General features: G+C 62.4%; 12 protein-coding genes. 4 read left to right on the top strand and 8 right to left on the bottom strand.

The window, feature by feature from the left end; genetic code table 11:
• Window positions 1–186: 186 nt before the first annotated feature.
• Together ACF8GB_RS15620 and ACF8GB_RS15615 are read right to left on the bottom strand one after the other, a co-directional pair.
• Window positions 187–1,029, bottom strand: coding sequence for a mechanosensitive ion channel family protein (locus ACF8GB_RS15620; protein WP_023534305.1), 843 nt, complete (start codon window positions 1,027–1,029; stop codon window positions 187–189).
• A 110-nt stretch (window positions 1,030–1,139) separates the two neighbouring features.
• Entirely contained in the window at window positions 1,140–1,625 is a 486-nt protein-coding gene (locus tag ACF8GB_RS15615; protein ID WP_058603288.1) for a YajQ family cyclic di-GMP-binding protein, read from the bottom strand.
• Between the two features lie 99 nt (window positions 1,626–1,724).
• Here ACF8GB_RS15615 and ACF8GB_RS15610 point away from each other — a divergent pair, with 99 nt between their 5' ends.
• The 3 genes from ACF8GB_RS15610 to ACF8GB_RS15600 are packed head-to-tail and all read left to right on the top strand — an operon-like array spanning window position 1,725 to window position 5,277.
• On the top strand, window positions 1,725–2,642 hold the full coding sequence (locus tag ACF8GB_RS15610) for a putative 2-dehydropantoate 2-reductase (protein WP_392527293.1): 918 nt from the start codon (window positions 1,725–1,727) through the stop codon (window positions 2,640–2,642).
• Between the two features lie 36 nt (window positions 2,643–2,678).
• Window positions 2,679–4,709: an ATP-binding protein gene (locus tag ACF8GB_RS15605; protein WP_197843686.1), complete on the top strand. Its 2,031-nt coding sequence runs from the start codon at window positions 2,679–2,681 to the stop codon at window positions 4,707–4,709.
• Between the two features lies 1 nt (window position 4,710).
• Window positions 4,711–5,277, top strand: a complete 567-nt coding sequence (locus tag ACF8GB_RS15600; protein WP_100850934.1) for a cob(I)yrinic acid a,c-diamide adenosyltransferase — start codon at window positions 4,711–4,713, stop codon at window positions 5,275–5,277.
• A 30-nt stretch (window positions 5,278–5,307) separates the two neighbouring features.
• Here ACF8GB_RS15600 and ACF8GB_RS15595 read toward each other — a convergent pair whose 3' ends face one another.
• The 3 genes from ACF8GB_RS15595 to secA form a co-directional block, all read right to left on the bottom strand.
• The gene (locus ACF8GB_RS15595; RefSeq protein ID WP_058637156.1) at window positions 5,308–6,252 is read right to left on the bottom strand and encodes a Nudix family hydrolase; all 945 of its coding nucleotides are present in this window, start codon (window positions 6,250–6,252) and stop codon (window positions 5,308–5,310) included.
• A gap of 105 nt (window positions 6,253–6,357) precedes the next feature.
• Window positions 6,358–7,575 carry a bifunctional glutamate N-acetyltransferase/amino-acid acetyltransferase ArgJ gene (argJ, locus tag ACF8GB_RS15590; RefSeq protein WP_196135094.1) on the bottom strand — a complete coding sequence of 406 codons (1,218 nt, stop codon included), beginning with the start codon at window positions 7,573–7,575 and terminating at the stop codon, window positions 6,358–6,360.
• A 209-nt stretch (window positions 7,576–7,784) separates the two neighbouring features.
• The gene (secA, locus tag ACF8GB_RS15585; protein ID WP_058637157.1) at window positions 7,785–10,520 is read right to left on the bottom strand and encodes a preprotein translocase subunit SecA; all 2,736 of its coding nucleotides are present in this window, start codon (window positions 10,518–10,520) and stop codon (window positions 7,785–7,787) included.
• A gap of 352 nt (window positions 10,521–10,872) precedes the next feature.
• Here secA and ACF8GB_RS15580 point away from each other — a divergent pair, with 352 nt between their 5' ends.
• Window positions 10,873–11,328: a DUF721 domain-containing protein gene (locus tag ACF8GB_RS15580; RefSeq protein WP_058637158.1), complete on the top strand. Its 456-nt coding sequence runs from the start codon at window positions 10,873–10,875 to the stop codon at window positions 11,326–11,328.
• 172 nt (window positions 11,329–11,500) lie between these two features.
• Here ACF8GB_RS15580 and lpxC read toward each other — a convergent pair whose 3' ends face one another.
• The 3 genes from lpxC to ftsA all read right to left on the bottom strand — a co-directional run bounded on the left by lpxC (window position 11,501) and on the right by ftsA (window position 15,036).
• Window positions 11,501–12,412, bottom strand: coding sequence for a UDP-3-O-acyl-N-acetylglucosamine deacetylase (gene lpxC, locus ACF8GB_RS15575; RefSeq protein ID WP_023534425.1), 912 nt, complete (start codon window positions 12,410–12,412; stop codon window positions 11,501–11,503).
• Window positions 12,413–12,524: 112 nt separating this feature from the next.
• Window positions 12,525–13,721: a cell division protein FtsZ gene (gene ftsZ, locus ACF8GB_RS15570; RefSeq protein ID WP_058606149.1), complete on the bottom strand. Its 1,197-nt coding sequence runs from the start codon at window positions 13,719–13,721 to the stop codon at window positions 12,525–12,527.
• Between the two features lie 55 nt (window positions 13,722–13,776).
• Window positions 13,777–15,036: a cell division protein FtsA gene (gene ftsA, locus ACF8GB_RS15565; protein ID WP_023534383.1), complete on the bottom strand. Its 1,260-nt coding sequence runs from the start codon at window positions 15,034–15,036 to the stop codon at window positions 13,777–13,779.
• Window position 15,037: the final 1 nt, after the last annotated feature.

The following is a 15,037-nucleotide window of genomic DNA, read 5'->3' as shown; positions in this document are numbered from 1 at the left end:
TTACGAAGATGACGGGGAACGAGGCTATATGCCAGAAATCGCAATGACTGACTGTGAGCAAGTGTAAGCGCGCGTCCATTGAGCGCCTTGAGCAACGAAGCCCGCTCTGCGCGCCCAGCAGGCCCTCTGAAGGACGCTGCTGAACCCGCAGGGCGGGCTCGATCGATGCCAGCCTGCGCTGAGGTCTTACTGCGCGGCCGTTTCCTGCACCACGCGAATGACCCGCTGCGGGAATGGAATGTCGATCCCCTCTGCCTTCAAACGGTCACGCGCCTGCTCGTTGAGCATGAAGATCACGTCCCAGTAGTCCGAGGTCTTTGTCCATAGACGCAGCGAGACGGTGATCGAGCTGTCACCCAGGGTGGACACCACCGCCACAGGGGCGGGGTCGGCCAGCACACGTGGGTCTTGGGCCAGTTCCAGTAGGACGTTGCGCGCCTTCTGCAGGTCAGCCTCGTAGTCCACCCCCACGTCGAACACCACCTTGCGGGTAGGTTGGCGGTTGGTGTTGGTGATGATCCCGTTGGACAGGGAGCCGTTGGGCAGGATCACGGTCTTGTTGTCGCCGGTACGCAGCACCGTGTGAAAGATCTGGATGCTGTCCACGGTACCACTTACGCCCTGGGCCTCGATCCAGTCGCCGATACGGAACGGGCGGAACAGCAGGATCAGGACGCCGCCTGCGAAGTTCGCCAGGCTACCTTGCAGCGCCAGGCCGATGGCCAGGGTGGCACCACCGATGGCCGCCACAAAGGAGGTCGTCTCGATACCGATCATCGAGGCCACGCTGATGGCCAGCAGGATCTTCAATACGATGTTGGCCAGCGTGCGGATGAAATTCTGCAGCGCCGGGTCGTGGACTTTAAGGCCCACCAGCCTTGCCAGCCGGTCGCTGACGATGTTGGTCACCCACCAGCCGATGGCAAGGGTCACCAGCGCCAGCAGCAGGCGGCTGCCGTACGCCATGATCATGGGAATCCAGGTTTCGGATTGGCGGACCAGCTGATCGACTTCAGCACTCAAATCCATATTCATCTCCTGATGCCGAACGGCGATTGCACAATACGTCGGCCGCCTGCATTTCAGCGGCCAGGCCCCCATGGACAGCCGCAACTGCATGGGGGTTCCGGCGGCCCGGGTCAGTCGCGGAAGTTGTTGAACTGCAGGGGCATGTCGAATTCCTTGGTACGCAGCAAGGCGATGGCTTCCTGCAGATCATCGCGCTTCTTGCCGGTAACCCGTACCTGCTCGCCCTGAATGGCGGCCTGGACCTTGAGCTTGCCATCCTTGATGGTGGCGACGATCTTTTTCGCCAGGTCTTTGTCGATGCCCTCGCGGAACTTGGCCTCCTGCTTTTTCTCCTTGCCGGACGCATAGGGGTCCTTGGTCTCCAGGCACTTGACGTCGATCTTGCGCTTGACCAGGGCCAGGCGCAGGATTTCGAGCATCGCCTCGAGCTGGAACTCTTCCTCGGCGGTGAGCATGACGGTCTGCTCTTTGTCCTTGAACTCGAAGCTGCCCTTGCCCTTGAGGTCGTAGCGGCGGTCGAGTTCCTTGATGGCATTGTCGACCGCGTTCTGCACTTCGTGCTTGTCCAGTTCCGATACCACGTCGAACGAAGGCATGGTTACTCTCCCAAAATAAAAGCGCGCTCGGACTGAAGATGGAGCGCGCTGGGTTTGACGGTTAAAATGCGGGCTCATTATAACGGTTGCGAAACGCATATGAGCAGCACCTGGCACATTCTCGGCGCAGGTAGCCTGGGCAGCCTGTGGGCCTGTCGTCTGGCGCGGGCCAGCAAGGCCGTGCGCCTGATCTTGCGTGACAGCACGCGGTTGCAGGCCTACCAGCAAGTGGGCAGCCTTGGCTTGCTGGAACAAGACCTGACCGCCCACTACGCCATCCCCGCCGAGACCGTCCAGGGTAATGGGCCGATCCACCGCCTGCTGGTGGCCTGCAAGGCCTATGACGCGGCGCCGGCCGTGGCCAGCGTTGCCGGCCGCCTGGTGCCGGGGGCCGAGGTGCTGTTGTTGCAGAACGGCCTGGGTAGCCAGGACGAGGTGGCCAGGCAGGTGCCGCAGGCCCGCTGCATCTTCGTCTCCAGCACCGAAGGCGCCTACCGGGAACATGACTGGCAGGTGCGCTTCGCCGGGCAGGGGTACAACTGGCTGGGGGACCCTGGCAATCCTGCACCACCGCCGTGGCTCGAGGACTTGCAAGCGGCGGGTATCCCTGCCCAATGGACGCCCGACATCCTCACCCGGCTCTGGCGCAAGCTGGCCATCAACTGCGCGATCAACCCGCTGACCGTGCTGCACCAGTGTCGCAACGGGGGCCTGCTCGGCCACCTCGATCAGGTGCAGGCACTGTGCCTTGAACTCGAGAGCCTGTTGCTTCAGTGCGGCCAGCCGCAGGCCGCCCAGGACCTTGAGCAGGACGTACAACGGGTGCTCCTGGCCACCGCCAGCAACTACGCTTCGATGTACCAGGATGTACAGGCCGGGCGGCGCACCGAAGTGCAGTACCTGCTTGGCTATGCCTGCCAGGCAGCCCGCCGACATGGGCTGCACCTGCCGTATCTGGAACACCTGCACCAACGCCTGGTCGATAACTTGCGCGCGCGGGGCTTGCCCTGCGACTGACGCGGCCCTTGAACCCACACGGACATCGCCTTGCCCATGACGCTGCGTCAACGCCTGGAGAACCTCCCCGTCGGGCAGAAGCTGCTGGCAGCTTTGCTCGTGTTGCTGGTGACCATTTTGCTGGTGGCGAACCTGACCTTCATCAGCGCCGCCTACTGGATCACCCAGGAAAGCATGGCACCGCAAGCGCTTCAGACCATCGGGCGGCTGGTCTCCAACCCCGAGCTGTCGACCCGCGCGGCAGACGATTCCGCCTCGGCCCAGGCGTTGCTCGATGAACTGGACAGCTATGCGCCGCTGCGCGCCGCCGCCTTGTATGGCAGCGACGGGCGCATGCTCGCCCAGTTGCAGCATGGCGACCCCCTGACACTGCCCAAGCGCTTTCGCAACATAGAAGGCTGGCGATTCATGGAGTTTCGCAGCACGCAGTTGATTCGCCTGCCGCGGGCCGGTAGCCCGCCGGCGCACTTGCTGCTGGTGGCCAGCAGCGAACTGCCCACGGCCTTCTATACCGGGACGCTCAGTGCAAGCCTGGCCATTCTGGTGTTCAGTGTGCTGTTGTGGCTCTTCATTGCCCGGCAGATCAAACGCCTGATCACCCAACCGATCAACCAGCTCGAAGAACTCAGCCGCCAGGTCACCCGTGAGGAGAGCTATGCGCTGCGGGCCCAACGCGGCAACGACGACGAGATCGGTAGCCTGGCCAATGCCTTCAATACCATGCTCTCGCGCATCGAAGCCCGCGAGCACCAGCTCAAGCGTGCCCGGGACGAGTTCCAGAGCGCCTACGACCAGGCCCAGGGGTTGGCCGAGGAAACGCGGCATACTAATCGCAAACTCGAGCTCGAAGTGCAGGTGCGCAGCAAAATCGAGAAGAAGCTCACAGGCTTTCAGAACTACCTGAACAGCATCATCGACTCCATGCCCTCGGCCCTGATCGCCCTGGATGAGCAGCTGTACGTGACCCAGTGGAATCAAGAGGCAACGGCGTTATCCGGCACGACCCTAAACGAGGCGCTCAACCAGCCGGTGTTCATGGCCTTCGCGCCACTCAAACCCTTCTTGCCACAGTTGAAGGACACGGTGGAGCGGCACCGGGTGGCAAAAATCGACCGTGTCACCTGGCACAAGGATGACGAGCCGCGACATTACGCATTGACCTTCTACCCGCTCACCGGCGGTGGAGGCCGGGGCGTGGTGATCCGGATCGATGACATCACCCAGCGCCTGTCGCTCGAAGATATGATGGTGCAGTCGGAAAAGATGCTCTCGGTCGGAGGCCTGGCGGCCGGCATGGCCCACGAAATCAACAACCCGCTCGGGGCCATCCTGCACAACGTGCAGAACATCCGCCGCCGCCTGTCACCCGACCTGCCGCGCAATCTTGAGCAGGCCCAGGCGTTGGGGATCGACCTGGCCACGGTCAACGGCTACCTGCAAAGCCGCGAAGTGCCTCAGTTGCTCGATGGCATCCAGCAAGCGGGGGCCAGGGCCGCCAAGATCGTCACCCACATGCTTAGTTTCAGCCGCCGCAGCACGCGCGAACTGACGCCCTGCGACCTGCCTGCCCTGATCGACCAGGCGGTGGACATAGCAGGCAACGACTTCGACCTGGCCATCGGTTTCGACTTCAAGGGCCAGGCTATCGTGCGCCAGTTCGACCCGGCGCTGGGGCCTGTGCCCTGTACTGCCAACGAACTGGAGCAGGTATTGCTCAACCTGCTCAAGAACGCCGCCCAGGCTATTCACCAGCGCCCGGCACCTTGCGAGCCAGGCCGCATCATCCTGCGCACACGGCTTGCGCCACCCTGGGCAGAAATCCAGGTGGAGGACAATGGCGTGGGCATGCCCGAAGCCGTGCGCAAGCGCACCTTCGAGCCTTTCTTCACGACCAAGGAAATCGGCCAGGGCACCGGCCTTGGGCTTTCGGTGTCGTACTTCATCATCACCAATAACCACAAGGGGCAGATGGAGGTGCATTCCACACCTGGGCAGGGAACCTGTTTCACCCTGCGCCTGCCCCTCGGCCAGCCGCATCCGCCGCTGCCGGTCAACACGGAGCAATGACATGGGCTACCGCTTGTCCAAGATCTATACCCGCACTGGCGACACTGGGGAAACCGGCCTGGGCGATGGCCGGCGAGTGCCCAAGGATCATCCACGCATCGAAGCCATCGGTGAGGTGGACAGCCTCAACAGCCAGCTTGGCTTGTTGCTGGCTGGCCTGGATGAACAAGGTCTGGACGAAGTCAGCCGCGTGCTGGCGCCCTGTCAGCACCGCCTGTTCGACCTGGGTGGGGAGCTGGCCATGCCCAGTTACCAGGCCCTGACCACCGCAGAGGTGGAGCGGCTGGAGGCGGCCATCGATGTGTGGAACGACGAACTGGGCCCATTGAAGAACTTCATCCTGCCCAGCGGGTCGGCGCTGGTCGCCCAGGCGCACGTGTGCCGCAGCCTGGCACGCAGCGCCGAGCGACGCTGCCAGCACCTCAACACCGTAGAGCCACTGGAAGGTGTCGGCCTGGCGTACATCAATCGCCTATCGGACCTGCTGTTCGTTGCCGCCCGCATCATTGGTAGGCGGCAAGGGATCGCTGAAGTGCTGTGGCAGCCCGCCGAAAAACCTCAGGGCTGACGCCTTGGCGCTTGCCGTACTGGCCCGCCGTCAAAGAGCCGGCCAGAACGCCCTGATACCCGCAACGCCCTGCGCCCCGGCTAGCCAGGCTTGCTCGCGCGCCTCTGGCCCCACGCCACCGAGCAGGTACACCGGCCGGTCGAACCCGGCAATCAGGCGCTGGGCCTGTTCCCAGCCTAGCGGCGCGGCCTGTGGATGGCTTTCGGTAGGCTGGACCGGCGACAGGGTGACGAAGTCCACCCCCATTTGTTTGGCCAGGGCTAGCTCCTCGGCGTTGTGGCAGGAGGCGGCAAGCCAGCGCTGGACCGGGAACGGCCTGCCCTTGTCGGCATACTTGCGCAACTGCGCCGCGGTCAGGTGCCAGCCTGCCGACGGGAAGTCGCCCAGCCATTCCAGTGGCCCCTTGAGCATCAGCTGAGCCTTGCCCGCGCATAACCCCACCGCATCCACCGCCACATCCCGATACTTGGGGTCGTACATGTCCGGTGCACGCAACTGGATCAGCCGGATGCCATTGGCCACGGCCTTCTGGATCCCCTTGAGCATGTCAGGCACGTCCAGGCCGTCCGGTGTGATCAGGTACTGATCCGGCAGCCGGGCAGCGGTGACGATGGGCTTGTTGGCCTCGGGAAACGCATGGTCCGGCAGCTCGCGCGGCGCGACCCAGGCCAGCGGTTGCCCCTCGGCGCCATGGGGCTCACCGGTGAAGGCCTCGACCTCGCGTACCTCAAGCAGTACGTGTTTGTCGGGGTAATCGTGACTGACCTTGATCAAGGGCCGCGAGCGGGTTACCTGGATGCCCAGCTCCTCGTCGAGCTCACGCGCCAGCGCGGCCTCGACGCTTTCCCCTGGCTCCACCTTGCCTCCCGGAAACTCCCAGAGGCCGCCCTGGTGTTGGGTGTCGGCGCGACGGGCGATGAGTATCCGCCCGTCCATACCCCGAATCACGGCTGCAACGACGTGAACCCGTTTCATCGATCACGCTCCGTCACGCCGACCATGGACGATGGGGTTGGCATAAAGCTCATGGTTTTGCTCCCTTGGCATTGAAACATCGGACCGCGAACGGCCCCGGCGGCATCAGGTGCGGTACTCGGCGTTGATCTTCACGTATTCGTGAGAAAGGTCGGTGGTCCAGATGGTTTCACTGCACTGACCGCGGCCAAGGTCGATACGGATGGTGATTTCTTCCTGGGCCATCACCCGGGCGCCCTGGTCTTCGGTGTAGCTTGGGCTACGGCCGCCCTGGCTGGCAATGCACACCTCATCCAGGTACACATCGATCAGGCTCACATCCAGCGCGGGCACGCCGGCACGTCCAACCGCTGCAAGGATGCGGCCCCAGTTCGGATCGGAGGCGAACAGTGCGGTCTTGATCAGCGGCGAGTGCGCCACCGCGTAGCCGACGTCCAGGCATTCCTGATGATTGCCACCGCCGTTGACCTGCACGGTCACGAACTTGGTCGCCCCTTCACCGTCACGGACAATGGCCTGGGCCACCTCCATGCAAACCTCGAAGACTGCCTTTTTCAAGGCGTCGAACAGGGCACCGCTGGCCTGGGTGACTTCCGGCAGGTCGGCCTGACCGGTGGCGATGAGCATGCAGCAGTCGTTGGTCGAGGTATCGCCGTCGATGGTGATGCGGTTGAACGATTTGTTGGCCCCGTCCAGCATCAAGTCCTTGAGTACCCCTGGCGCGACCTTGGCGTCGGTGGCGATGTAGCCCAGCATGGTTGCCATGTTCGGGCGGATCATGCCCGCACCCTTGCTGATACCGGTCACGGTCACGGTCACGCCGTCGTGCTGGAACTGACGGCTCGCGCCCTTGGGCAAGGTGTCGGTGGTCATGATGCCGGTGGCCGCTTCAGCCCAGTTGTTTTCCGACAAGTTATCCAGGGCAGCTTGCAAGGCGCCTTCGATCTTCTCGACCGGCAGTGGCTCACCAATCACGCCGGTGGAGAACGGCAAAACCGATTCGGCAGGCACACCGGCAAGCTCGGCGAGTTTAGCGCAGGTCCGCTGTGCAGCTTCCAGGCCGGGGGCGCCCGTGCCGGCATTGGCATTGCCAGTGTTGGTCAGCAGGTAGCGCACAGTGCCCTGTACCCGCTGCTTGGCCAGGATCACGGGGGCGGCGCAGAAGGCGTTGAGGGTGAACACACCGGCCACACTCGAACCCTCGGCGCAGCGCATGACCACCACATCCTTGCGCCCCGGGCGCTTGATGCCGGCAGAGGCAATGCCGAGTTCGAAACCCGGGACAGGGTGCAGCGTAGGCAAAGGACCAAGACCAACAGCCATTGGAGCGCTCCTAGAAAATACGTTTGGTGAAAAAAAGGGCCGCTGTGCGGCCCATCTCTGGCAAGCCCGGCCGAACCAGGCACACCGTATGGCTTGAATCGGCGCAACCCAGTCCGGCAGTGGCGTGCCGGCGATGAGCTGCGCAGTAGCCCCTTGGCATTGAGCGGCCCACAAGACGCCGTGCGCCTTGTGACGGCCCGGCGGTCAGATCACTCGATCTGGCCGTGGCAGTGCTTGAACTTCTTGCCCGAACCACACCAGCACGGCTCGTTGCGACCCAGTTTCTGCTCATTGCGCACAGGCTCGGCGGCTACGGCTACCTCAGCACCCTCCTCGGCCAACTGCTCGCTTTCAAGACCAGGTGCTGGCGCGTGCTCGAACTGCATGCGGCTGGCCAGCTCTTCGGCGTCGCGGCGCAGACGTGCTTCTTCCTCGGCAGGATCCTCACGGCGAACCTGAACGTGCGAGAGCACACGGATGGCGTCGCGCTTGATCGACTCGAGCAGCTCCTGGAACAGGGTGAACGACTCGCGCTTGTACTCCTGCTTCGGGTTCTTCTGGGCGTAGCCGCGCAGGTGGATACCATGACGCAGGTGGTCCATGGTCGACAGGTGGTCCTTCCACAGGTCGTCCAGCACGCGCAGCAGGATCTGCTTCTCGAAGGTGCGCAGTGCTTCTATCCCGGCCTGGTCCTCTTTCTCGGTGTAGGCCGTGGTGATTTCGTGCAGCAGTTTCTCGCGCAGGGTTTCTTCGTAGAGGTGGTCGTCTTCGTCGAGCCACTGCTGGATCGGCAACTTCATGGCAAAGTCACTGGACAGCGAGGCTTCCAGGCCGGCCACGTCCCACTGCTCAGGCAGCGACTGCGGCGGGATGTGCTGGCTGATGGTGGCATCGAGCACTTCCTTGCGGAATTCGGCAATGGTGTCGCCGACGTTCTCTGCGGCCAGCAGGCTGTTGCGCATGTGGTAGATGACCTTGCGCTGCTCGTTGGCCACGTCGTCGTATTCGAGCAACTGCTTGCGGATATCGAAGTTGCGGCCTTCGACCTTGCGCTGGGCCTTCTCGATGGCGTTGGTGACCATGCGGTGTTCGATGGCTTCGCCCGACTGCATGCCCAGCGCCTTCATGAAGTTCTTCACCCGATCAGAGGCGAAGATGCGCATCAGGCTGTCTTCGAGCGAGAGGTAGAAGCGGCTGGAACCCGGGTCACCCTGGCGACCGGAACGACCGCGCAGCTGGTTGTCGATACGACGCGATTCGTGACGCTCGGAGGCGATGACGTGCAGGCCACCGGACTCGATAACCTGCTGGTGACGCTTCTGCCAGTCGGCCTTGATGTGCGCGATCTGCTCGTCCGTAGGGTTTTCCAGTGCGGCCACTTCAGCTTCCCAGTTACCGCCCAACAGGATGTCGGTACCACGACCGGCCATGTTGGTGGCAATGGTCAGCGCGCCTGGCGCGCCGGCCTGGGCGATGATCTCGGCTTCCTTCTCGTGGTACTTGGCGTTCAGTACCTTGTGTTCGATGCCTTCCTTGTGCAGCAGGTTGGACATGTGCTCGGAGGTTTCGATGGTCGCCGTACCCACCAGCACCGGCCGACCCTGCTTCAGGGTTTCCTTGATGTCGGCGATGATCGCGGCGTACTTCTCTTCGGCTGTCAGGTACACCAGGTCGTTGTGGTCCTTGCGCGCCAGGGGCTTGTTCGGCGGAATGACCATCACGTTCAGGGCGTAGATCTGGGCGAACTCGAAGGCCTCGGTATCGGCGGTGCCGGTCATGCCCGACAGTTTCGAGTACAGACGGAAGTAGTTCTGGAACGTGGTGGAAGCCAGGGTCTGGCTCTCGGCCTGGATGTTGAGATTTTCCTTGGCCTCGATGGCCTGGTGCAGGCCTTCGGACAGACGGCGACCCGGCATGGTACGCCCAGTGTGCTCGTCGATCAGCAGCACCTGGCCATCCTGCACGATGTATTCGACGTTGCGGTGGAACAGCTTGTGTGCGCGCAGACCGGCATAGACGTGCGTCAGCAGGCCCAGGTTGTGCGCCGAGTACAGGCTCTCGCCCTCGGCCAGCAGACCGACCTGGGTGAGCATTTCCTCGATGAACTGGTGACCGGCTTCGTTGAGTTCGACCTGGCGGGTCTTCTCGTCGATGGTGAAGTGGCCTTCCTGGGTGACCTGGCCTTCGACTTCCTCGATATGCTGGGTCAGGCGTGGGATCAGGCGGTTGATCTCGATGTACAGCTTGGAGCTGTCCTCGGCCTGGCCGGAAATGATCAGCGGCGTACGGGCTTCGTCGATGAGGATCGAGTCCACTTCGTCGATCACGGCGAAGTTCAGTTCACGCTGGAACTTCTCGTCCTGGCTGAACGCCATGTTGTCGCGCAGGTAGTCGAAGCCGAATTCGTTGTTGGTACCGTACGTGATGTCGGCAGCGTAGGCTGCGCGCTTTTCTTCGGGCGGCTGGAACGCTGAGACGATACCGACCGACAGGCCGAGGAACTCGTACAGCGGGCGCATCCAGTTGGCGTCACGACGAGCAAGGTAGTCGTTGACGGTGACCACGTGCACGCCCTTGCCGGACAATGCATTGAGGTAGACGGCCAAGGTACCGACCAGGGTCTTGCCCTCACCGGTGCGCATCTCCGCGATCATGCCCTCGTGCAGGGTCATGCCGCCAATGAGCTGAACGTCGAAATGACGCATGCCCATCACGCGCTTGCCGGCCTCACGGGCGACGGCGAAGGCTTCGGGCAGGAGTTGGTCCAGTGTTTCGCCTTTGGCCAAACGCTCCTTGAACTCGGCAGTCTTGCCACGCAGCTGCTCGTCGGAGAGGGCCACCATCTTCTCTTCGAAGGCATTGACGATACTCACCGTCTTGAGCATGCGTTTGACTTCACGCTCGTTCTTGCTTCCAAAAAGTTTCTTTAACAAAGGCGCAAACATATTGGCAGGATCTTCCACACGTAGGGATGGAGGGCGGCCCCATGAGTCGCCCGTGCAGCCCTAAGGCCGCATGCGAACGAGCATTCTACCCGGAAACGATGGTGATGAAAGTGGTGGATTCCACGATGCTGGCACGGCGCTTTTACAGGGGCGTGTCTTAGATAGGGGCATTTCCCCTGAGTTCAAGACCTGGAAAGATGAAAGCGTTCAACACTCGCCTGTGCCGGGTACCTTGCAGGGCCTGGCGCCTGTACGTCGAGCCCTGCGCTTGGCCAGTGGGCTCAACCGCCAGGTGATCGGGACTGACGCTGAAGTGTTAGACTGCCCAACTTGTAACCTCATGCGTACACCCATGGCCTACAAACCCTCCCCCGCCCAGCCGCCATCGGCGCTACTGCGCCAGGTTCGCCCGCTGCGCCTGCTGCTCAACCAGGCCGAGCGCCTGGAGCACCTGCAACGCCTGGTCGAAGGCCAGCTGCAACCGGCTGCACGCGAGCACTGCCACGTGGCGTCATGGCGCGACGGTACCCTGCTGCTTGTGGTCACCGACGGACACTGGGCCACGCGCCTGCGTTACCAGCAAAAGCGCCTGATGGCGGCATTGCAGGCAACCGATGCGTTCGGCAACCTCAGGCGTATTCTTTTCAAGGTGCAGCCACCCCTGGTGCCCGCCAAGCGCGGCGGGCATGCGGCCGAGTTGTCCAACAGCGCAGCCCAGAGCCTGCTGCAGACGGCCGAAGGCATCACTGACGCGAAACTGCGGGCTGCACTGGAGCGCCTGGCGGCGCATGCGCAGGCCAAGGACTGAGCGCCAGTTCTGGCGTGCGGAGCAGGCCAGACGATGCCCAAGACAGCAGGCAGAAGGACTGCGAAGCTTGGTCAGGCGCACTGCCCACTAACGTCCTGGCAATTGCTGCACGAAGCCGCCCATAAAAAAGGCCACCCGAAGGTGGCCTCAATGAACTAGAGAGTGTTCGAGCTTACACAGCCGCGACAGGACGCATATACGAGATCGGCGCCGTGCTGGCATCTTCGAAAGTGACCACTTCCCAGGCATCGGTTTCGGCAATCAGCTTGCGCAACAGCTGGTTGTTCAGCGCGTGGCCGGACTTGAAGCCCTTGAACTCGCCAATCAGGCTGTTGCCCAGCAGGTACAGGTCGCCAATGGCATCGAGAATCTTGTGTTTGACGAACTCGTCTTCGTAGCGAAGACCGTCTTCGTTCAACACGCCTTCCTCGTCGACCACGATGGCGTTTTCCACACTGCCGCCCAGCGCAAGGTTGTGCTTGCGCAGGTATTCGATGTCACGCATGAAGCCAAAGGTGCGGGCGCGGCTGACTTCCTTCACGAACGAGGTGCTGGAGAAGTCGACGCTTGCGCTCTGGGTCCGGTTGCGAAGCACCGGGTGATCGAAGTCGATCTCGAAGCTCACCTTGAACCCTTCGAAAGGCAGGAAGGTGGCGCGCTTGTCACCCTCTTGCACTGTCACCTCACGCAGGATGCGGATGAACTTCTTGGCTGCGTCCTGTTCTTCCAGGCCGGCAGACTGAATCAGGAATACGAAAGGTCCGGCGCTGCCATCCATGATCGGTACTTCCGAGGCGGAGAGCTCGACGTAGGCGTTATCGATGCCCAGGCCCGCCATGGCGGAGAGCAGATGCTCGACCGTATCGACCTTGACGTCACCGTTGACCAGCGTCGTGGACATGGTTGTCTCGCCGACATTGGCCGCACGCGCCGGGATCTCGACCACAGGGTCAAGGTCGGCGCGGCGGAAGACGATGCCGGTGTCAACAGGCGCAGGCTTGAGGGTCAGGTAGACCTTCTCCCCAGAGTGCAGGCCGACACCTGTGGCACGGATGGTATTCTTCAGGGTGCGTTGTTTAATCATGGCATTGGCCGCTTCAGCGCAAATTGCGAACAGTTATCAACAAAGGCTGGCGATAATACCAGACCCAACCTTTGATGAATACCAATCACCTTCATAGCCCTGATAAATTTCATTAATCAGCCTGACGACGCAGGAAGGCCGGAATATCGAGATAATCCAGGTCATCCTGAGGGTTCAGCTTGGCCGCAGCTGCCGCACCCGCGTGCGCTTGATTGCGCATGACGGTTGGGCGCTCCAGATCACGGTAGTTGACCGCTGGCTGCTCCTGACGCGCAGGGGCAGGGTTGGATGCCTCGTAGACCTGCTGGGCAGTCTGCAGGGTGTTATCCACCACCTTGACCGGCTTCTCGATGCGCGCACCCAGACCGGTGGCCACGACGGTGACATGCAGCTCGTCGCGCATGTCCGGGTCGATCACGGTACCGACCTTGACCATGGCATGGTCGGAGGCGAACGCCTCGATGATGCTACCCACGTCGGAGTACTCACCCAGGGACAGGTCCGGACCTGCGGTGATGTTGACCAGGATGCCACGGGCGCCCTGCAGGTTGACGTCTTCGAGCAGCGGGTTGCGGATCGCCGCCTCGGTCGCCTCGCGAGCGCGGTTCGGGCCGCTGGCGCAGCCAGTACCCATCATGGCCATGCCCATTTCACCCATCACGGTACGCACGTCGGCAAAGTCGACGTTGATCATGCCCGGGCGCTTGATGATGTCGGAGATACCGCGAACGGCTCCGGCCAATACGTCATCGGCCTTGGCGAACGCGGACAGCAGGCTTGCGTCCTTGCCCAGGATGGTCAGCAGCTTCTCGTTGGGGATGGTGATCAGCGAGTCGACGCTTTCGGCCAGCATGCGGATGCCTTCATCGGCGATCTGCATGCGCTTGCGACCTTCGAACGGGAACGGACGGGTCACCACTGCAACGGTGAGGATGCCCATTTCCTTGGCCACTTCGGCGATGATCGGCGCTGCACCGGTACCGGTACCGCCGCCCATGCCTGTGGTGATGAACACCATGTTGGTGCCTTGCAGCACTTCGGCGATGCGCTCACGGTCTTCCAGCGCGGCCTGACGACCGACTTCCGGATTGGCGCCAGCACCCAGACCCTTGGTCACGCCAGTGCCCAGTTGCAGGATGGTGCGCGCACCAATGTTCTTGAGCGCCTGGGCATCGGTGTTGGCGCAGATGAACTCCACGCCCTCGATGCTGCTCTTGACCATGTGATTGACGGCGTTACCACCACCACCACCGACGCCGATCACCTTGATGACCGGGCTTTGCGGGACGTTGTCTACGAGCTCGAACATTTTCCCTCTCCTTACAGTTCTCTAGTTGTCGCGCCTACCACTACTGCTTTGAAACTTAGAAGTTGCCTTGTACCCACCGCTTGAAGCGCTCAAGCACTGGGGCCTTCGGTTCATCGCCATAGCTGTTGTTGCTGCTGCTGTTGCCGGTCAAGGGCAGGTCTTCGGTCTGCTTGTGCAGCCCGTAGGTAAGCAAGCCCACACCGGTGGAATAAATCGGGTTGCGTACCACGTCGCTCAGGCCGCGCACGCTGTGCGGCACGCCCAGGCGTACCGGCATGTGGAAAATTTCCTCGGCCAGCTCGACTGCGCCTTCCATCTTGGCGGTGCCGCCGGTCAGGACGATGCCGGCAGGTACCAGGTCCTCGTAACCGCTGCGACGAAGTTCAGCCTGGATCAGGGTGAAGAGTTCGTCGTAACGCGGCTCGACCACTTCGGCCAATGCCTGACGCGACAGTTCGCGCGGAGGACGGTCGCCAACGCTTGGCACCTTGATGGTTTCACCCGCACCTGCCAGCTTGGCCAGGGCGCAGGCGTACCGAATCTTGATTTCCTCGGCATACTGTGTGGGCGTACGCAGGGCCATGGCAATGTCATTGGTCACCTGGTCCCCGGCAATCGGGATGACCGCGGTGTGGCGAATCGCGCCTTCGGTGAAGATCGCGATGTCGGTGGTGCCGCCGCCGATGTCAACCAGGCACACGCCCAGCTCTTTTTCGTCGTCGGTCAGTACCGAATAGGCCGATGCCAGTTGCTCGAGAATGATGTCGTCGATTTCAAGGCCGCAGCGGCGTACGCACTTCTCGATGTTCTGCGCGGCATTGACGGCGCAGGTCACCACGTGAACCTTGGCTTCCAGGCGCACGCCCGACATGCCGAGCGGTTCGCGCACCCCTTCCTGGTTATCGATCACATAGTCCTGCGGCAGCGTGTGCAGCACCCGCTGGTCCGCCGGAATGGCCACCGCCTGGGCCGCATCGAGCACACGCTCAAGGTCGGCCAGGCTGACTTCGCGATCGCGAATGGCGACGATGCCATGGGAGTTCAGGCTGCGGATGTGATTACCAGCGACACCCACGAAGGCCGAGTGGATGCGGCAACCCGCCATCAGCTGTGCTTCTTCGACGGCGCGCTGGATCGATTGCACGGTGGACTCGATGTTCACCACCACGCCTTTTTTCAGGCCGCGGGACGGGTGAGTGCCGATCCCGACGATTTCCAGCGTGCCGTCTTCGCCCACCTCACCTACCAAGGCCACTACCTTGGAGGTACCGATGTCCAGCCCGACGATCATTTTGCCGCTATGCGCGTTTGCCATG

The sequence above is a fragment of the Pseudomonas sp. xss_4 genome (assembly GCF_043104125.1).
GTDB classification, from domain to species: Bacteria; Pseudomonadota; Gammaproteobacteria; order Pseudomonadales; family Pseudomonadaceae; genus Aquipseudomonas; species Aquipseudomonas parafulva_B.
This window is presented reverse-complemented; position numbering and strand designations above follow the sequence as displayed.